Here is an 18,071-nt window from a genome sequence, read left to right as displayed (position 1 = left end):
TTTTCCGCGCCGTCCCACCAGGTGTACCTCGCGGCGCGTACCCCGGTACGGCTGCATAGGCTGATCCCCAGCACGGCGAGCAGCGAGGAGCGAGGGCCATGACGGCAGCGACAGCAGCGGTACCAGGCAGTGGCCGGTGCACCGGCGTACCCTCGGGCGGCGCCCGGTGAGAACGGCGACCGTGATCGGCACCGGGCTGATAGGGACCTCGGTGGCGCTGGTGCTCAGCACCAGGGGGGTGCGGGTCCACCTGCGGGACCACAACTCGGAGCGGCTGCGTACCGCCGCCGCGCTGGGCGCCGGCACCGAGGAACCCCCCGAGGGCCCGGTGGACCTGGCGGTGGTGGCGGTGCCCCCCGCCCACCTGACCGCCACCCTGGCCCAGGCACAGCGCGAGGAACTGGCGCACGGCTACATCGACGTGGGCAGCGTGAAGGGCCGGCCCCGCAGGGAGCTGGAGAAGCTGGGCGGCGACCTGACCAGCTACCTCGGCACCCACCCGATGTCCGGCAGCGAGCGCTCGGGCCCGCTGGCCGCCTCCGCCGACCTGTTCGAGGGCCGCCCCTGGGTGCTGACGCCCACGCCGGAGACCGACACCGAGGTGCTCAACCTCGCCCTGGAACTGGTGGCCCTGTGCCGGGCGGTGCCGGTGGTGATGGACGCCGACGCCCACGACCGTGCCGTCGCCCTGGTGTCGCACACCCCCCAGCTGGTGTCCAGCCTGGTGGCGGCCCGACTGGAGTCCGCCGACGAGACGGCGGTACGGCTGTGCGGTCAGGGCATCCGGGACGTGACCCGGATCGCCGCCTCCGACCACCGGATGTGGATGGACATCCTGTCCGCCAACCCCGGGCCGGTGGCCGACGTACTGTCCGAGGTGGCCGGCGAGTTGGGCCGCACCGTGGAGGCGCTGCGCGCCCTGGAGGCCGCCGAGGAGTCCCAGCGCACCGAGGGGGTGGAGGCCATCGAGGCCATCCTGCGCCGGGGCAACGCCGGCCGCTCCCGGGTACCGGGCAAGCACGGCCAGGCGCCGGCGAGTTACGACACCGTCTCGATCCTCATCAGCGACCGGCCCGGCGAGCTGGCGCGCATCTTCGCCGACGCCGGCGAGGCGGGCGTCAACGTCGAGGACGTCCGCATCGAGCACGCCACCGCCCAGGAGGCCGGCTACGTGCAGCTGATGGTGGAGCCCAGCCAGGTGTCGGCGCTCACCGCGGCGCTACGGGAGCGGGGATGGGGCATCCGGCGGCAGTGACCGTACGGGGTTGCCGGTAGCCTTGTGCGGGGCCATTCGGGTCCCCTTCCCGGCCCGTTCGCGCGCCGGCCCCGCAACGCACCCCGACGAAAGGTGTCCCGCCCGTGGAATCCGTCTCGGCAGCAGTGATCGTCGCGATCGACGGCCCCTCCGGCACGGGCAAGTCCAGCACCTCCAGGGCGGTCGCCGCCAAGCTGGGCCTGAGCTACCTCGACACCGGAGCGCAGTACCGGGCCATCACCTGGTGGATGCTGGGCCAGTCCGTGGACGTGAACGACCCCCAGGCGGTGGCCGCCCTCGCCGGGCGCCCCGCGATCGTCTCCGGCACCGACCCCTCGGCACCCACCATCACCGTCGACGGCCAGGACGCCTCCGGGCCGATCCGCACCCAGGAGGTGACCTCGGCGGTCAGCGCCGTCAGCGCGGTGCCCGAGGTGCGGGCCCGGATCACCGAACTGCAGCGGCGGATCGCCGCCGAGGCCTCGTACGGCATCGTGGTCGAGGGCCGGGACATCGGCACCACCGTGCTGCCCGACGCCGACCTCAAGGTCTTCCTCACCGCCTCCCCGGAGGCCCGCGCCTCCCGCCGGGGCGGCGAGCTGAAGGCCCGCGCGGGTAGCGGGACCGTGGACCTGGCGGCCACCCGGGCGGCGCTGGTCCAGCGGGACGCGGCCGACTCCAGCCGCAAGGCCTCCCCGCTGAAGCGGGCCGAGGACGCGGTCGAGGTGGACACCACCGAACTGAGCCTGGAGCAGGTCATCGAGTGCGTGGTCACCCTGGTCGAGAACACCGTGGCCGAGAAGGCGCAGCGGACTCCCTCGTGACCGTACGCCGCTCCTCGCGACCGGCCCAGGTCTCCTCGCGCGGTACGCGTGTGGGGCACTGGCTGGGTTCCTCGGTCACCCGCACCATGTGGCGTACCCGAGTGCTGGGGGAGTGGCGGATGCCGGCCACCGGGCCGGTGATCCTCGCCGTCAACCACAGCCACTTCGTGGACGGGCCGCTGCTGCTGGGGCTCTCCCCCCGGCCGGTGCGCTGCCTGGTGAAGCAGGAGGCGTTCGTCGGCCCGATCGGCCCCTTCCTGCGCTCCATCGGCCAGCTGTCGGTGAACCGTACGGCGGCCGACCGGGCGGCGGTCATCGGGGCGTTGGAGGTGCTGGAGCGCGGCGAGGTGCTGGGGATCTTCCCCGAGGGCACCCGTGGCGAGGGCGACTTCGCCTCGGTACGCGCCGGCCTCGCCTACTTCGCCCTCCGCTCGGGAGCACCGGTGATGCCGGTGGCCGTGCTGGGCACCTCCGGGCACGAGGCCCGGGGCCGGCTGATACCGGCGCTGCCACCCCTGAGGGGCCGGGTGGACGTGGTCTTCGGTGACCCCTTCCAGCTCGGTGACGGCAGTGGTCGGCGTACCCGCCGGATGCTGGACGAGGCCACCGACACCCTGCGGGACCGGCTGGCCTCCCACCTGAAGGAAGCTCGGCGGGAGACCGGGCGCTGAGCCAGGAACGGGTGGGGCCGCGCGAGGCCCCGACCGGTTCCCCACGGGCCCCGGGCGGGCCCTCATCGAGGATGACGAGGACGAGAGAACCATGAGCGAGCAGGACCAGACGGGTCAGGAGCACGGGCACGGCGCACTGGGCGACGCCGAGTACGCGGAGTTCATGCGGCTCGCCGAGGAGGAGGGCTTCGAGTCCGAGGAGGTCGAGGGCGCCCTCGACCAGGCCGGCGCGGGACCGCTGCCGGTGCTGGCCGTGGTCGGCCGGCCCAACGTCGGCAAGTCCACCCTGGTGAACCGGATCATCGGTCGCCGGGAGGCGGTCGTCGAGGACCGGCCGGGAGTCACCCGCGACCGGGTCACGTACCAGGCAGAGTGGGCCGGGCGCAGCTTCAAGGTGGTGGACACCGGAGGCTGGGAGCAGGACGTGCTGGGCATCGACGCCTCGGTGGCCGCCCAGGCCGAGTTCGCGGTGGAGGCCGCCGACGCGGTGGTGTTCGTGGTGGACGCCCAGGTCGGGCCCACCGACACCGACGAGGCCGTGGTGAAGCTGCTGCGGCGGGCGGGCAAGCCGGTGGTGCTGTGCGCCAACAAGGTGGACGGCCTCTCCGGCGAGGCCGACGCGGCGATGCTGTGGGCGTTGGGCCTGGGTGAGCCGCACCCGGTGTCGGCGCTCCACGGACGCGGCACCGGGGACATGCTGGACGAGGTGCTGCGGGTGCTTCCGCAGGCGCCCCCGGAGAGCTTCGGGGCGGCCGTGGGCGGCCCCCGCAGGGTGGCCCTGATCGGTCGGCCCAACGTCGGCAAGTCCTCGTTGCTGAACAAGGTCGCCGGCGAGGACCGGGTGGTGGTCAACGAGACGGCCGGCACCACCCGCGACCCGGTGGACGAGCTGGTCGAACTGGGCGGCGTGACCTGGAAGTTCGTGGACACCGCCGGCATCCGGCGCCGCGTCCACCTCCAGGCGGGCGCCGACTACTACGCCTCGCTGCGTACCGCCGCCGCCCTGGAGAAGGCCGAGGTCGCGGTGGTGCTGCTGGACGTCAGCGAACCCATCAGCGTCCAGGACCTGCGCATCATCACCATGGCGGTGGACGCCGGCCGGGCCCTGGTGCTGGCGTACAACAAGTGGGACACCCTGGACGAGGAGCGCCGCTTCTACCTGGAGCGGGAGATCGAACGGGACCTGGTGCAGGTGCGCTGGGCCCCCCGGGTCAACGTCTCCGCCCGTACCGGCCGGCACATGGAGAAGCTGGTGCCGGCGATCGAGACCGCGTTGGCGGGCTGGGAGACCCGGGTGCCGACCGGCCGGCTCAACTCGTTCCTGGGGGAGATCGTCGCCTCCCACCCGCACCCGGTCCGTGGGGGCAAGCAGCCGCGCATCCTGTTCGGTACCCAGGCCGGTACGCGTCCGCCGCGCTTCGTGCTGTTCGCCTCGGGCTTCCTGGAGGCGGGCTACCGCCGCTTCGTGGAGCGCAGGCTGCGCGAGGAGTTCGGTTTCGAGGGCACCCCGATCCACATGTCGGTACGGGTGCGGGAGAAGCGCTCCAAGCGGAAGTGACCGGCGGGACGCCGGGAACGAACGAAAGGGCGCGTTCGGATCGGGGGATCCGAACGCGCCCTGGCGCGTGGGTGGTTCACCGCTCGCGTGGCCGGCCCGGGGGCAGCGCCGGCGTCGAACCGTTCTCGTGTCGGCGGGGCGCGCGTGGGGTCACCGGACCCAGGCTGCCGGTGCCGTGCACGGTGCCGAACCCCTCGAAGCGCAGTGCCTCCTCGCCGCTTCTGTCGCCCGGCAGCGCGCGGAACATCCGCTGGTACTCCGCGTAGAGGGCGTCGAAGATCGGTGTCGCGGGAAACCCCCCGGACCGGCGTTCCCGGGTGTCCTGGGCGTGGCGCATACCCGGAATCCCCGGTCCGTTCCTGGCGGCCTGGCCGGACGGAAGGGCGTGGCGGGCTCGTCGTGGTTCGTATGGCTGCACGTGAGGGCCAACGATTCACCAGGCCAACGGATGCGGTCGCCCCACCTGGATGGCCGGAACGGAGGGGGTGCGGTCCGGTAGCGCACCCCCTCCGGGAAGCGGGTGGCTCAGGTACCCGCCAGCGGCATCGCGGCGGCCACCAACTGCCCCCGGGCGGCGCACTGTTCGAGCGCGCCGCGCAACAGGTCCTCCCTCGGCTGCTGGCCGATGGAACCGGCGGGAGCCGCGTACACCAGCACCGTGTTGCCGCGCTTGGCGGTCGCCCGCCAGTCGTCGGTCACGTCCAGCGCCTGGTGGGCCTGCCACCAGGCCACCGGCTGGCCGCCCCCGTGGGTGGGCGGCTGGAGGATGGCGTGCAGCTTGCCCATGGCCAGCAGCACCGACCAGCCGTGTACCGGGGCGGGAGTCCGGTTGAGGTCACCGAGCGGGGCGAACCCCTGCTCGACCAGGAGGGTCAGGAACTCGTCCTCGGTGCCCGCCGATCCGGGGCGGGAGATGCCGGTGGTGGGTTCGACCACCAGCGCCGGGTACAGGGTCTCGCCCACCAGCACCTGGCCGCAGGTGATGCCCAGCACCGCCTGCTGGGGTGCGGACTCCGGGTCGGGGTCGGACTGCTGGCCGCCGGGCTGGGGTCCGGTGATGGTGGCGACCGCGCCCTGGATCTGGTCCTCGGAGACGTTCACCACCTGGGAGGGGACGCAACTGGCGTGGGCGAACGCCAGCACGGCCGTCTCCTCGCCCACGAACAGCACGGTGCTGGTGGGCTGGCGCCCGCTGTCGCCGGGGCTGCGGCAGGAGGTGCAGTCGTAGTGGTCCGGGGCGTTCTGGCCGGTGAGGAGCCGTTCGGCCTCCTCGTCGCCGATCTCCGCGCGTACGGCGTCGCTCACGTCGAGCATGGGGGACAAGGTTTCTCCTGGCTGTGGGTCGGCCCCTGCCGCCCGGGCGGCCGTCTGGCCGCCTTCGACCGCGCGGGCGGTGGGGCCCGGCGGGCGGTGCGGGGACACGCTTGAGGGACAAGGTCCTATGCACAACGGGCGATACGGGTGCCGGTCACGCCCTGCGGCCGGACACGGGCCGACCGCCCGGTCACACCTCGGGTTCCGGGCAACGCCCCGTCGCCCTCCGCACACCTGTGGCATTTCGGGTCGGTACCGACCGGGTCGGTCGAGGACAGCCGCTGTCCTCGGAGGCTGGCAGACTCGCCCCATGCTGGAGACCTCGGCCCGACTGCTGCGGCTGCTCTCCCTGCTCCAGGCCCACCGCGAGTGGTCCGGCCCGGAGTTGGCGGAGCGGCTGGACGTCACCGCCCGCACCGTCCGTCGGGACGTGGACCGGCTGCGTCTGCTGGGGTACCCGGTGCACTCCACCAGTGGCACCACCGGCGGGTACCGCCTGGGCGCCGGGGCCCGGTTGCCGCCCCTGCTGCTGGACGACGAGGAGGCGGTGGCCGTGGCGGTGGGCCTCCAGAGCGCCGCGTTCCGGGGGGTGCGCGGCATCGAGGAGTCCTCCGCGCGGGCGCTGGCCAAGCTGGAGCAGGTGCTCCCGGACCGGTTGCGCCGACGGGTGGGCGCCCTGTCGGAGTTCACGGTGCCCATGGCCCGGCGGCGGGACGGCGGCATCGAGTCGGAGACCCTGTCGGAGTTGGCGTACGCCTGCCGCGACCACCGGGAGCTGCGGTTCGCCTACCGGGGGCACGACGGTGCCGAGAGCCGGCGCCGGGTGCAGCCGCACCGGCTGGTGAGCACCGCCTACCGCTGGTACCTGGTGGGCTGGGACACTGACCGGGCCGACTGGCGCACCTTCCGGGTCGACCGCGTCACCCTCACCCCTCCCCACGGCCCGACCTTCACCCCGCGCGAACCTCCGGCGGACAACCTCGCCGAGTACGTCGCCCACGGGGTGTCCGTGGCGGCCTACGACCGGTCGGCCACCGTACTGCTGCACACCTCCGTGGAGCGGGCCGCCGAGTGGATCTCCATGGCCGGCGGGGTGCTGGAACCGGTGGACGAACACCGCTGTCTGCTGCGGGCCGGCGCCCCCGACCTGAACTCACTCACCGTGTATCTGCTGATGCTGGGCGTCGACTTCGAGGTGCGGGAACCAGCCGAGTTGAGGGCGCACCTGAGCCAGGTACGAGAGCGGTTGAACCGCGCCCTGGACGCCCCGGAAGCCGGGAATGCCTAACCGTGGGGAGAGTGTGGACAACTGGTGAAGCCGCGCTGTCCCGACCCCTCCACTTGTCGCCCGCGAGGTATCGGGGAGTGGTTTTCCCGCGTTCTGGAGAGCGCCCGAAGACGGTTCTCCGAATTGTGGACGGACGGTTTCCCGTGCGGTATTCGAAGGCGAAAAGCAGGTGTCGGGACCGCGAAAAGAAGGATACGTTCGAAGGACCACCAAAGGGTGACCGCCCCGGCTGTACGGCGGTCCGCGAGCTTGTGACACAAGTGTGACGAGCCGTCCACGCGGACGGGACTTCCGGCCCCGCGGACCCAGGGCCTACGGTGGGCCCCATGGCATCGGAAACACCTGACACCCCGCCCGAACACGACGCCCAGGAGCCGGAGTCCTTCGTGGGCCTGGCCGCCGAGGAGGCCGAGCGGCGGGCCTACGACCACGGCTGGAGCACGGTCCGCACCGTCGCCCCCGGCGCCATCCTGACCATGGAGTACCTCACCGGCCGCCTCAACCTGGCCGTCGAGGACGGCACCGTGGTGCGCTGCTGGAAGGGCTGACCCGCCGAGGGAACCGCCACCACGGGCCCCCGAGGAAGCGGGCCCACCACGAACACCGGAACAACGGGCTGGGGCCCGGAACCGAGAAGGTTCCGGGCCCCAGCCCGTCGTCGTCACGCCGCCCGCCGAACCGGCGGGGCGCTCACTTGCCCCGGGGCCCCAGCGGAGCCGTACGGGGCAGTGCCCGCTCGGGGTGCGGGCGCCTGCTGCCGCCCGGCTGGGGGCTGTTGGGCGTCCGCTCCGAACGCAGCACGTGCGGGCGGTGGTGCTGCCGGGCCGGGGCGCCACCCCGGGCGCCGGACTCGCCGACCTCCTGCCGGCCGGGGCGCTGGCCGACCAGCGGGGCCCGGACGGTGACCGGCGACAGCGGCACCGGGGCCACCTGGCCCTCGTAACCCCGCACCCGCTGGCGGTAGGCCAGCACCCACGCCTCGGCGCGGGCGATGGCCGGCTCGCACCAGGGCAGGCCCAGCAGGATCAGCAGGCCGGCCGCCCAGCCCAGGAGCACGTCACTGAGCCAGTGGGTGCCCAGGTAGACGGTGGTGGCGCCGACGCCCAGGGCGAAGAAGGCGGCGACCACCGACAGCACGCGTCGGGCACCCGGTGTGGTGGCCAGGTAGGCCAGGATGCCCCAGGTCACGACCGCGTTCGCGGTGTGACCCGAGGGGAATATGTCTCCGCCGGCGAAGAGTTCGGCCGATCCGACCTCGGTGGCGTAGTGGGGGCCCAGGCGGCCCAGTCCGATCTTGACGGCCCCGACCGTGCAGTTGAGCAGCAGCAGCGCGGTGGCCAGCACCAGCAGGGGGCGCAGGGTGCGCTGCCTCCAGGAGCGCCAGCCCAGCCAGGCGGCGACCAGCACGGCGGTGGGCCCACGCTGACCGAGTACGACGAAGTAATCCAGGAAGGCGTGGAACTCGGGCCATTGCTTGTACGGCCGGACCAGCATCAACCGCCAGTCCCAGACCACGAGTTGGCTGGTGAGCAGAACGGCGGCGACAATCAGCGCGTACAGTCCCAAAGTGGTGCCGAACAGCGCCATGCGCATACGGCTCATCCGCGGGACCACGCGGTTGCTCGGCCGCTCAGGCTCCTGCTCAAGCCTGGCGAGGATACGGTCGGTACGCACCTAATCGACATTACAACGCGGCTGAGAGGCGAACCGACAGCTGGCCTGGTTTGTGATGACGATGTGATGTGGATCGGGTGTCCTCGCGCGTATTTCTCCGGCCATTTTCGCGGCCTTAACTCGCTATTACCCAACGGGCATACCGCCGCTGGGAGCGGGGTCGCCACTTCGGCGGAGAATTGCGTTCACCCGCGATTAATCGTGAATTCCCCTCTCCCTTTACGGGGAACCACCGCACAGGGGTCCGGTTGTCGCCACGGTGACCTCGATCTCCGTACCGCCTCCACGGCCCGGCTGTTGACCGAGCGTGAGCCTCGCCACCCACGCTCGTCGGGGCCTCACGTACCCTGACGGCTTACCGCGCCCGGCCGGCCCCCCGCCGGTTGTCCCCACGGTCGGCGCGGTGGCACGACTCAGGGAGGTACGTCGATGCCCGGGACGGGAGTCTCCGGAGCCACCCCAGAAGGCGAGGTCCCCGCTCGGACCCGCCACTCCGCCTCACCCGGCGGGAGCCCCCGCACCGACCCCACGGGCCACCCCAACCGTTGGGGCGTGCTCGTCGTCCTCTGCGTGAGCCTGTTCCTGGTCGCCCTGGACGCCACCGTGCTGCACCTGGCCGTACCGGAGGTCAGCGAGGACCTGCGCCCCAGCGGGGTCCAACTGCTGTGGATGGTCGACGTCTACCCGCTGGTCTGCGCTTCCCTGCTGATCCTCTTCGGGGTGCTGGGGGACCGCGTCGGCAGACGCCGGGTCCTGCTGCTGGGCTACGTGATCTTCGGCTGCGCCTCCGCGCTGGCCGCCTTCGCCCGCACCCCCGAAGCCCTGATCGGGGCCCGGGCGCTGCTCGGCGTCGGCGGATCCATGATCATGCCGGCCACCCTGTCCATCCTGCGACAGGTCTTCCCCGACCGTCGGGAGAGGGCGCTGGCCGTGGGGGTGTGGAGCGCGGTGGCCGCCGTCGGGGCGGCGGCCGGCCCCCTGATGTGCGGGCTGCTGCTCCAGCACTTCTGGTGGGGGTCGGTGTTCCTGGTCAACGTCCCCCTGATGGTGCTCAGTATCCCGGTGGGCCGGGCCGTACTGCCCGAGTCCCGGGGCGGGTGCCGGGGCCCCTGGGACTGGCCGGGCGCGGTACTGGCCGCTGCCGGGCTGTTCGCGCTCACCTTCGCGCTCAAGCGGTTCGGCGCCGAGACCACCGCCCTGGACCCGCTGGCCCTGGCCACGCTGGTCACCGGGGCGGTGCTGCTGACGCTGTTCGTGCTGCGGCAGCGGCGGGCCCCCAGCCCGCTGGTCGACCTCGGTGTCCTGGCCCGACCCGGCTTCGGGCTGGCCCTCGGCTGCATCACGCTGGCCATGCTGGCCCTGGTCGGGCTGATGCTGATCGCCGCCCAGTACCTCCAGCTGATCCTGGACCTGACCCCGTTGCAGACCGGGCTGCGGCTGCTCCCGCTGGCCTTCGCCGCCGTGAGCGCCGGGTTGTTGGGCCCCCGGATGCTGGCCGCCTGGGGGCCGCGACGGATGGTGGCGGTCGGTTTCGTGCTGACCGCGACCGGGGTCCTGTCGCTGTCCGCCCTCGGGCAGCAGGACGACCCCCGGCTGATGATCGCCGGCTTCGTACTGCTGGGGTACGGCCTGGAGACCACCCTGTTCGGCTCCTACGAGTCGATGCTCAGCGAGGCGCCGGTACGCCAGGCCGGTGCCGCCGCCGCGATGGGGGAGACCTCGTACCAGCTGGGCGCCGGGATGGGCATCGCCCTGCTCGGCACCGTGATGAACGCCCAGTACGCGGCCGGGGTCGCCCACGCCGACGGGGTCTCGGACGCCACCCGGTCCAGCGCCACCCACTCCCTGGGCGAGGCCCTCCAGCGCGCCGACCAACTGGGCGGGACCAGCGGGGAGTTGCTGCGCTCGGCGGCCCGGGGGGCCTTCGTCGACGGGATGCACACCACCCTGCTGGTGAGCGCCGCCCTGCTGGTGCTCGGCGCGCTGGCCGCGCTGCGACTGCCGCGTACCGTGGAGCGCCCCGGCACCCCGGTGGTCCTGCCCGGGCAGGAACGGCGCGCCCCGGCTGCCGTCACCGCCGGCGCCCGTTCCGGGGAGGGCGCCGAATCCCCAGGTGACAGGGTGCGCTTGTCCCGAACGGTCGGTCGACCGTAGCGTCAGCCCAGGCCGCGACATCCCTCATGCCGGAGGACCCCATGCCCCTGCCCGCCTTTGACCCCGCCGACCCGATCGGTCTGGACGACCTGCTGGACGAGGAGGAGCTGGCCGTACGGCGGACCGTGCGGGACTGGGCCCGGGACCGGGTGCTGCCCCACGTCGCCGACTGGTACGAGCGCGGGGAACTGCCCACCGTGCGGGAACTCGCCCGGGAACTGGGCGAGATCGGCGCCCTGGGGATGTCCCTGACCGGCTACGGCTGCGCCGGGGCCAGCGCGGTGCAGTACGGGCTGGCCTGCCTGGAACTGGAGGCGGCCGACTCCGGCATCCGTTCCCTGGTGTCGGTGCAGGGCTCCCTGGCGATGTACGCGATCCACCGGTACGGCTCCGAGGAGCAGAAGCAGCGGTGGCTGCCGAGCATGGCCTCCGGCGAGGTGATCGGCTGCTTCGGGCTGACCGAGCCGGACCACGGCTCGGACCCGGCCGGTATGCGCACCCACGCCAAGCGGGACGGCTCGGACTGGGTGCTCACCGGGCGCAAGATGTGGATCACCAACGGTTCGGTGTCCGGGGTCGCCGTGGTCTGGGCGCGGACCGACGAGGGCGTACGGGGCTTCGTGGTGCCCACCGACAGTCCCGGGTTCAGCGCCCCGGAGATCCGGCACAAGTGGTCGCTCAGGGCCTCGGTCACCAGTGAACTGGTGCTGGACCAGGTACGCCTTCCCCAGGACGCGGTGCTTCCCGAAGTCACCGGTCTCAAGGGGCCGTTGAGCTGTCTGAGCCACGCCCGGTACGGCATCGTCTGGGGCTCGATGGGTGCCGCCCGCGCCAGCTTCGAGTCGGCGTTGGACTACTCCCGTACCCGTGAGCAGTTCGGCCGCCCCATCGGGGGCTTCCAGCTCACCCAGGGCAAGCTCGCCGACATGGCGGTGGAACTCCACAAGGGGCTGCTGCTCGCCCACCACCTGGGGCGGCGCATGGACGCCGGTCGGCTCCGGCCGGAACAGGTGAGTTTCGGCAAGCTCAACAACGTGCGGGAGGCGATCGAGATCTGCCGTACCGCGCGCACCATCCTGGGCGCCAACGGCATCTCGCTGGAGTACCCGGTGATGCGGCACGCGACCAACCTGGAGTCCGTGCTGACCTACGAGGGAACCGTGGAGATGCACCAACTGGTGCTGGGCAAGGCGCTCACCGGGCTGGACGCCTTCCGGGGATAGACCCCGCGCGGGGAGGGCTCCTCCCCGCCACCGTGGATCGCCACCGAGCGGTCGCCCAGCGGCGATCCACGGATCAGCTCTGGTTGAAGAACCCGTTGTCGGTGGTACGCCGGTCCTGGCCGTTGACCACCGTGTAGTCGGCGGGCGTGAGCAGGAAGACCCGGGTGGCGACCCGTTCGATCGATCCGCGCAGCCCGAAGATGAGCCCGGCCGCGAAGTCCACCACCCGCTTGGCGTCGGCCGGTTCCATGGCGGTGAGGTTCACGATGACCGGAACCCCCTCGCGGAACAGCTCGCCCACCGACCGGGCGTCACGGAACCCCTCGGGGGAGATCATGGCGATCCGGGTGCCCTGGTCCTGCGCCGCCTCGGCCGCCACCCGCACCCGGGGGTCGGTCGCCCAGGACTCGTGCGCGGCGTCTCCCGAGTCCGGCCCCTCGGCGTAGTCGTCGTCGTAGTAACGCATCTCGCTGTCGTCGACGAGGCCCAGCCAGGCACTCGCCTTGCGCACCGATCCCATGGACGCCTCCTCTCCTCGTGCGGTCCACTGCGCCCCGTCGCCGGTTCGGCCAGGGGCTTTCCACATCCCCATGGTCGCCCATGATGCGGAGGATGCGCCAAGCGGATAGTCACCGTGGACGTAATTGCTGATAGTACCGGTGTAGAGATTATGGCTTCCTATCAGGGATGCGGCGGTAAAGGTGTGGTGACGGTATGAAAGTTTCGCCGTTCCCGCCGTACGGGTTGCCACCGGGTACATACGAGTGACCGGACGGCGGGCTGAGACACCGTCAAAAACGATGTTCACGGCGGCGGATCACCCACGACCCGGTCCAGCAGGAGAGGGCGTCCACGACCACCCGCCCCTGGTCAGAACGCGAATAGGGGCCGTTGAACCTTCTCCCGTGCGAGCCGGGCGACCGAATTCCGACCGTGGCCTAGGATCTTTCTCGCCTTGTGGATATGGGATCCGGGCGACCGCCGCGGAGCCACGGCGACTGGGGGGAATCAGTGTTCGGAATCATCAGGCCGTGTCGGCACCGGCTGAGCGAGACCCTGCGTACCTCGTGGATGGCGCACCTGTGTGGACTGTGTCTGGCGCTGCGAGGAGACCACGGCCAATTCGCCAGGGTGGCCACCAACTACGACGGCCTGCTGATCTCCGTACTCACCGAGGCCCAGGCCGAACGGGGCGGCCAGTGGCGGCGGAAGGCCGGCCCCTGCCCGCTGCGGGCCATGAAGGGAGCCAGTGTCGCCCAGGGCGAGGGCGCCCGGCTGGCCGCGACCGTCTCCCTGGTGCTGGCCTCGGCGAAGGTACGGGACCACGTCGCCGACGGGGACGGGCTGTTGGGGCGCCGCCCCTTCGCCCTCGCCGCCCGCCGGGTCGCCGGCAACTGGAGCCGGGCCGGGACCGCCACCGGCGCCGACCTGGGCTTCGACACCGCGGTGCTGCTGGACGCGGTGGAACGCCAGCCGCTGGTGGAGTCCCGTACCGGACGGGGCGGTTCGGTGCTGGCGGTCACCGAACCCACCGAGACCGCGACCTCGGCTGCCTTCGCCCACACCGCGCTGCTGGCCGGCCGACCCGGGAACGTGGAGCCGCTGGCCGAGGTGGGGCGACTGTTCGGACGGCTGGCCCACCTGCTGGACGCGGTCGAGGACCTGGATGCTGACGTGGCGTCAGGAGCCTGGAATCCGATCGCCGCCACGGGCGTGGAGCTGACCGAGGTGCGCCGGCTGTGTGAGGACGCGGTGCACGGGGTGCGGTTGGCGCTGGCGGACGTGGAGTTCGTCGAGAGCTGCCTCGCCCACCGGCTGCTGGTCCACGAACTGCCCCGCTCGGTGGACCGGGCCTTCGGTCTCGGCCACGCCTGCGAGAGCGGCGGCCACTCCGCCGAGGCCCGGTCCCATCCGTACGGCGGGCCGCCGCAGGGGCCCCCGCCCGGGCAGGGCGGTTACGGCCCGTACGGGAACACCGGCGGTGGCGTGGGTCCCGGGGGCCACTTCGGCGGTGGGGGCGCGGGGGGTGGCGGCCCCTTCCCTCCTCCTCCGGGCGGTGGCCACGGTCGGCGGCGGAGGCGGGGCACCCTGGCCGGCTGCACGGTGTGGCTGGGGCTGTGCTGCACCTGTCAGACCTGCTGCCGCGACACCTACCCGGACCCCTGGTGGGAGGGCAAGCAGCGGGAGGGCTGGTGCCGGCACTCGGACTGCTGTGACTGTTGCGACTGCTGTGACTGTTGCAGCTGCTGCGACTGAGGAGCCGGAGGGCTGCTTCGAGGGGAAGTGACGGGGGCGCCCCTCCTCGCGGGGAGTGACCGGAAATGGCCGGAGTGTGACCGGAAACCTTTCTTGCCATTTCGGGAGCCGCTGCAAATATCCGTAGCAGCGCTGACCAGGGTCGCTCACAACTGTGAACGAGTGGGCCCCGGGCTCCGCGTCTCACCGGCCCGCTCGTGTGGAGCGGGCCCCGACTCCCCACGGAGGACGATGTGAGGTTCAAGCGCACTACCCCCAGCGGCGTCACCCGACACAGACGTGCCGGACTGATCGCCGCCGCGTCCGGCCTGGCTCTCGGGGTGGCTCTGCTCGCCCCCTCCGGCGCCAGCGCGCAGAGCGACGGCGCGTTCAGCACCACCCAGCTGAAGGCCGCCAGCCAGGGTGTGCTCGACGCCGACGTCGCCGGCACCGCCTGGTACGTCGACTCCAGCGACCACCGGGTCGTGGTGACCGCCGACAGCACGGTCAGCGCCGGTGAGCTGGCCAAGATCAGGAAGGCCGCCGGCGCCCAGGCCGGCGCCCTGAAGATCGAGCGCACGGCCGGCCAGTTCACCCGGCTGATCTCCGGCGGAGACGCCATCTACACCGGCGGCTCCCGCTGCTCGCTGGGCTTCAACGTCGAGGACAGCGGCGGCGCCGCCTTCTTCCTCACCGCCGGCCACTGCACCGAGGCCGGAAGCACCTGGTACGCCGACGCGAACAACTCGACCGTACTGGGCAACACCGCCGGCTCCAGCTTCCCCGGCAACGACTACGGCATCGTCAGGTACACCAACTCCTCCATCAGCAAGCCGGGCACCGTCGGCAGCGTGGACATCACCAGGGCCGCCGACCCCACCGTGGGGCAGTCCGTCACCCGACGCGGCAGCACCACCGGTATCCACAGCGGGCAGGTGACCGCCCTCAACGCCACGGTCAACTACGGCGGGGGTGACATCGTCTACGGGCTGATCCAGACCACGGTCTGCGCCGAGCCAGGTGACAGCGGCGGGCCGCTCTACTCCGGTTCCACCGCCCACGGGCTGACCTCCGGCGGCAGCGGCAACTGCAGCTCCGGTGGCACCACCTTCTTCCAGCCGGTGGTGGAGGCCCTCAACGCCTACCAGGTGCACGTCTACTGAGACGCGCGCCGATCCGTGCCGAACCCGGCGTGAACGCGCGTCGGAACAGCGCACGGCCGGTCACCGCCACCGAGCGGTGACCGGCACCCACCGCTCCACCGCTCGACGGGTCCCCGGTCTCGCCCCGAGACCGGGGACCCTCGACGTACGGGTCCGGTCGAAGCCCGTGAATTCGGGCCCGAGAGCACTCGACCCCCCGAAGTGCCGGCATTACCGTGGAGAGAACATCCCGGAAGATCGCACTTCTTCTGGTTCCTGGCGTAAGGCCGGGATTCCCGGCCTTACCGAATTCTGGGTCTGGGGGCCGTCATGGTCATCGAACTGGCAGCAGCGGCACTATCCGGCGGCGTCCTGTATTGCCTCGCCGCCGCCCGAGTGGTCAAGCAGTACGAACGCGGGGTCGTCTTTCGTCTGGGGCGATTGCGCTCCGACGTGCGCCGCCCCGGTTTCACCATGATCATCCCGATGGCGGAACGACTCCACAAAGTCAACATGCAGATCGTGACGCTTCCCGTTCCGGCCCAGGAGGGAATCACCCGGGACAACGTCACCGTACGAGTGGACGCGGTCGTCTACTTCAAGGTGGTCAACGCCTCCGAGGCGCTGGTGCGCGTGGAGGACTACCGGTTCGCGGTGGCCCAGATGGCCCAGACCTCGTTGCGCTCCATTATCGGCAAGAGCGAGCTGGACGACCTGCTGTCCAACCGGGAGAAGCTCAACCAGGGCCTGGAGGTCATGATCGACAGCCCCGCCGTGGAATGGGGGGTGACCGTGGACCGGGTGGAGATCAAGGACGTGTCCCTGCCCGAGACCATGAAGCGCTCCATGGCCCGGCAGGCCGAGGCCACCCGGGACCGGCGTGCCCGGGTCATCAACGCCGACGCGGAGCTGGAGGCCTCCAAGAAGCTGGCCGAGGCCGCCCAGCAGATGGCCGACACCCCGGCCGCGTTGCAGCTCCGCCTGTTGCAGACCGTCGCCTCGGTGGCCACCGAGAAGAACTCCACCCTGGTGCTGCCCTTCCCGGTGGAGCTTCTCCGTTTCCTGGAGGGCCACCAGGCGCCGGCGGCGGCGCCTCCCGGGACCGCGCACGGCGGCCGTACCGAGGACGGCGAGGCGGAGGCCCAACCGGGCGCCCTCGACCCGAAGTTGGGCAAGTCCAGCGCGCGCCTGGAGGCGTCCGCGAAGGACCGGGGTGAGGTCAACGGACGGGATCTGGTGTCCTCGCCTCCGGCGTCAGGTGAAGAGGAAGTGGAGTTGTAGCACCGCAGATGTGACGCCTTATCGGGCGTGATAGAGGGCCATTATGGCCAGGTGCTATGGAATAGTCGCCCGGTGTCCGTTCGGGGTGGCTCTGAGTGCCAAAGCTGCGCACTTCTGTGTTGTCGTTGAGACTTTTGTGTGTGCGAGTCACAAGGGGCCCTTGCCCCCGCCGTAATGCTGTCGCAATACTCTGCGGCACGAGTTGGCATGGACGCGACTTCCTGTTGGTAGGGATTCCTGTGTCCGTACTTCCTCCGGAGCCATCCATTACACCGGTGGCTCCAACCCCCCACTGGAGGTTCCGAAGTTGAGAAACCGACGGATATCCAAGCGCAACCTGGCCATCGCCAGCACTGGCGTCGCCGCTCTGGTCGCGGGCACCCTTTCCCTGGGCACCGCCAACGCGAGCACGACCCAGAGCGCTGACACCCTCTCCGCGAAGTCGGCCAGCAAGCTGGCGGACAAGATCACCTCGGACGTCAAGGGTGACGCGGGCGCCTACTACGACGCGAAGACCAAGAAGCTGGTCGTGAACGTCGTGGACAAGGACGCGGCCGACAAGGTCACGTCCATGGGTGCCGAGGCCAAGATGGTCAAGCACACCCTGGCCCAGCTCAACACGGTCAAGGACTCCCTCACCAAGAACGACGTGGTGGGCACCGCCCGTGCGGTGGACGTCAAGACCAACAAGGTCGTCGTGACGGCGGACAGCACCGTCAAGGGCAAGAAGCTGGCCAACCTGAAGAAGCAGGTCAAGGCTCAGGACGGCAAGGTCGTGCTGAAGCAGACCGAGGGCAAGTTCACCACCAAGATCGCCGGTGGGGACGCCATCTGGGGCGACGGCGGACGGTGTTCGCTGGGCTTCAACGTCACCCTGGACGGCAAGCCCGCGTTCCTGACCGCGGGACACTGCACCACCGCCATCTCCAGCTGGTCTGACAGCGACGGCGGCGAGCCGATCGCGGAGAGCGGCGACGGGGAGTTCCCGGGCTCGGACTGGGGCATCGCCACGTACACGGGTGACACCGACCACCCGAGCGAGGTCAACCTGTACGACGGCGGCACCCAGGAGATCTCCGGTGCCGGAGAGGCCACGGTCGGCCAGACCGTGACCCGCAGCGGCAGCACCACCCAGGTGCACGACGGTGAGGTCCTCGCGCTGGACGCCTCCGTCTCGTACCCGGAGGGCACCGTTGACGGCCTGATCCACACCGACGTCTGCGCCGAGCCGGGTGACTCCGGTGGCTCGCTCTTCGCCGACGACCAGGCCCTGGGCATGACCTCCGGTGGTAGCGGCGACTGCTCCGGCGGTGGCGAGACCTACTTCATGCCGGTGGGCCCCGCGCTGGACGCCTCTGGTGCGACCCTGCCCTGACCTGGTGAACAGGTGAGGGAGCGCACAGCGCTGTAGGAAGGCCCCCGGACTCGTTCCGAGTCCGGGGGCCTTCTCCT

Annotated in this window: 16 protein-coding genes; 12 read left to right on the top strand and 4 right to left on the bottom strand. The window is 71.4% G+C overall.

From position 1 onward, the window contains the following. Positions 1-166: 166 nt before the first annotated feature. The 4 genes from ABZT14_RS23440 (at position 167) to der (ending at position 4,308) form a co-directional block, all read left to right on the top strand. Positions 167-1,255, top strand: a complete 1,089-nt coding sequence (locus ABZT14_RS23440; protein ID WP_356305938.1) for a prephenate dehydrogenase — start codon at positions 167-169, stop codon at positions 1,253-1,255. A gap of 104 nt (positions 1,256-1,359) precedes the next feature. After that, entirely contained in the window at positions 1,360-2,079 is a 720-nt protein-coding gene (gene cmk / locus ABZT14_RS23435) for a (d)CMP kinase (RefSeq protein WP_356305936.1), read from the top strand. 50 nt (positions 2,080-2,129) lie between these two features. Further along, on the top strand, positions 2,130-2,750 hold the full coding sequence (locus ABZT14_RS23430; RefSeq protein WP_356306009.1) for a lysophospholipid acyltransferase family protein: 621 nt from the start codon (positions 2,130-2,132) through the stop codon (positions 2,748-2,750). Positions 2,751-2,841: 91 nt separating this feature from the next. Beyond that, positions 2,842-4,308, top strand: a complete 1,467-nt coding sequence (gene der / locus ABZT14_RS23425; protein WP_356305935.1) for a ribosome biogenesis GTPase Der — start codon at positions 2,842-2,844, stop codon at positions 4,306-4,308. Between the two features lie 76 nt (positions 4,309-4,384). Here der and ABZT14_RS23420 read toward each other — a convergent pair whose 3' ends face one another. Continuing rightward, complete coding sequence (locus ABZT14_RS23420) at positions 4,385-4,645, bottom strand: hypothetical protein (RefSeq protein ID WP_356305933.1); 261 nt, start codon at positions 4,643-4,645, stop codon at positions 4,385-4,387. A 188-nt stretch (positions 4,646-4,833) separates the two neighbouring features. Further along, positions 4,834-5,622 (bottom strand): hypothetical protein, encoded by a 789-nt coding sequence (locus tag ABZT14_RS23415; protein ID WP_356305931.1) that lies wholly within the window; start codon positions 5,620-5,622, stop codon positions 4,834-4,836. 310 nt (positions 5,623-5,932) lie between these two features. On the opposite strand from ABZT14_RS23415, the gene ABZT14_RS23410 reads away from it, so the two are divergent. Together ABZT14_RS23410 and ABZT14_RS23405 are read left to right on the top strand one after the other, a co-directional pair. Then, positions 5,933-6,910 (top strand): YafY family protein, encoded by a 978-nt coding sequence (locus ABZT14_RS23410; protein WP_356305929.1) that lies wholly within the window; start codon positions 5,933-5,935, stop codon positions 6,908-6,910. 326 nt (positions 6,911-7,236) lie between these two features. Further along, the gene (locus tag ABZT14_RS23405; RefSeq protein WP_356305927.1) at positions 7,237-7,458 is read left to right on the top strand and encodes an I78 family peptidase inhibitor; all 222 of its coding nucleotides are present in this window, start codon (positions 7,237-7,239) and stop codon (positions 7,456-7,458) included. 142 nt (positions 7,459-7,600) lie between these two features. On the opposite strand, the gene ABZT14_RS23400 is transcribed toward ABZT14_RS23405, so the two are convergent. Further along, positions 7,601-8,584, bottom strand: a complete 984-nt coding sequence (locus tag ABZT14_RS23400; protein ID WP_356305925.1) for a phosphatase PAP2 family protein — start codon at positions 8,582-8,584, stop codon at positions 7,601-7,603. A gap of 552 nt (positions 8,585-9,136) precedes the next feature. Here ABZT14_RS23400 and ABZT14_RS23395 point away from each other — a divergent pair. Both ABZT14_RS23395 and ABZT14_RS23390 read left to right on the top strand, forming a co-directional pair. Then, complete coding sequence (locus ABZT14_RS23395) at positions 9,137-10,738, top strand: MFS transporter (protein ID WP_356305923.1); 1,602 nt, start codon at positions 9,137-9,139, stop codon at positions 10,736-10,738. Positions 10,739-10,779: 41 nt separating this feature from the next. Next, positions 10,780-11,961 (top strand): acyl-CoA dehydrogenase family protein, encoded by a 1,182-nt coding sequence (locus ABZT14_RS23390; protein ID WP_356305921.1) that lies wholly within the window; start codon positions 10,780-10,782, stop codon positions 11,959-11,961. A 73-nt stretch (positions 11,962-12,034) separates the two neighbouring features. Here the strand turns inward: ABZT14_RS23390 and sepF are convergent, their stop codons facing one another. Continuing rightward, a complete protein-coding gene (sepF, locus tag ABZT14_RS23385) occupies positions 12,035-12,481 on the bottom strand; it encodes a cell division protein SepF (protein WP_356305919.1) in 447 nt (148 codons plus the stop codon). Positions 12,482-12,972: 491 nt separating this feature from the next. Here sepF and ABZT14_RS23380 point away from each other — a divergent pair, with 491 nt between their 5' ends. The 4 genes from ABZT14_RS23380 (at position 12,973) to ABZT14_RS23365 (ending at position 17,994) form a co-directional block, all read left to right on the top strand. Next, positions 12,973-14,217, top strand: a complete 1,245-nt coding sequence (locus tag ABZT14_RS23380) for a DUF5685 family protein (RefSeq protein WP_356305917.1) — start codon at positions 12,973-12,975, stop codon at positions 14,215-14,217. Positions 14,218-14,450: 233 nt separating this feature from the next. Then, on the top strand, positions 14,451-15,359 hold the full coding sequence (locus ABZT14_RS23375; RefSeq protein WP_356305915.1) for a S1 family peptidase: 909 nt from the start codon (positions 14,451-14,453) through the stop codon (positions 15,357-15,359). A gap of 309 nt (positions 15,360-15,668) precedes the next feature. Beyond that, positions 15,669-16,619: a slipin family protein gene (locus ABZT14_RS23370; RefSeq protein WP_356305913.1), complete on the top strand. Its 951-nt coding sequence runs from the start codon at positions 15,669-15,671 to the stop codon at positions 16,617-16,619. A 307-nt stretch (positions 16,620-16,926) separates the two neighbouring features. Further along, the gene (locus ABZT14_RS23365) at positions 16,927-17,994 is read left to right on the top strand and encodes a S1 family peptidase (RefSeq protein WP_356305911.1); all 1,068 of its coding nucleotides are present in this window, start codon (positions 16,927-16,929) and stop codon (positions 17,992-17,994) included. Positions 17,995-18,071 lie beyond the last annotated feature (77 nt).

The sequence above is a fragment of the Streptomyces sp. NPDC005438 genome, from assembly GCF_040606315.1.
In the GTDB taxonomy this organism is placed as follows: domain Bacteria; phylum Actinomycetota; class Actinomycetes; order Streptomycetales; family Streptomycetaceae; genus Streptomyces.
Note: the sequence above shows the minus strand (reverse complement) of the source record. Positions and strands in the feature narration are given on the sequence as shown.

Bases quoted from the DNA above. Each gene is read 5' to 3' on its own strand.
- der (WP_356305935.1), top strand. From the start codon at position 2,842: ATGAGCGAGCAGGACCAGACGGGTCAGGAGCACGGGCACGGCGCACTG.
- ABZT14_RS23420 (WP_356305933.1), bottom strand. From the start codon at position 4,645: ATGCGCCACGCCCAGGACACCCGGGAACGCCGGTCCGGGGGGTTTCCC.
- ABZT14_RS23415 (WP_356305931.1), bottom strand. From the start codon at position 5,622: ATGCTCGACGTGAGCGACGCCGTACGCGCGGAGATCGGCGACGAGGAG.
- ABZT14_RS23410 (WP_356305929.1), top strand. From the start codon at position 5,933: ATGCTGGAGACCTCGGCCCGACTGCTGCGGCTGCTCTCCCTGCTCCAG.
- ABZT14_RS23405 (WP_356305927.1), top strand. From the start codon at position 7,237: ATGGCATCGGAAACACCTGACACCCCGCCCGAACACGACGCCCAGGAG.
- ABZT14_RS23390 (WP_356305921.1), top strand. From the start codon at position 10,780: ATGCCCCTGCCCGCCTTTGACCCCGCCGACCCGATCGGTCTGGACGAC.
- sepF (WP_356305919.1), bottom strand. From the start codon at position 12,481: ATGGGATCGGTGCGCAAGGCGAGTGCCTGGCTGGGCCTCGTCGACGAC.
- ABZT14_RS23370 (WP_356305913.1), top strand. From the start codon at position 15,669: ATGGTCATCGAACTGGCAGCAGCGGCACTATCCGGCGGCGTCCTGTAT.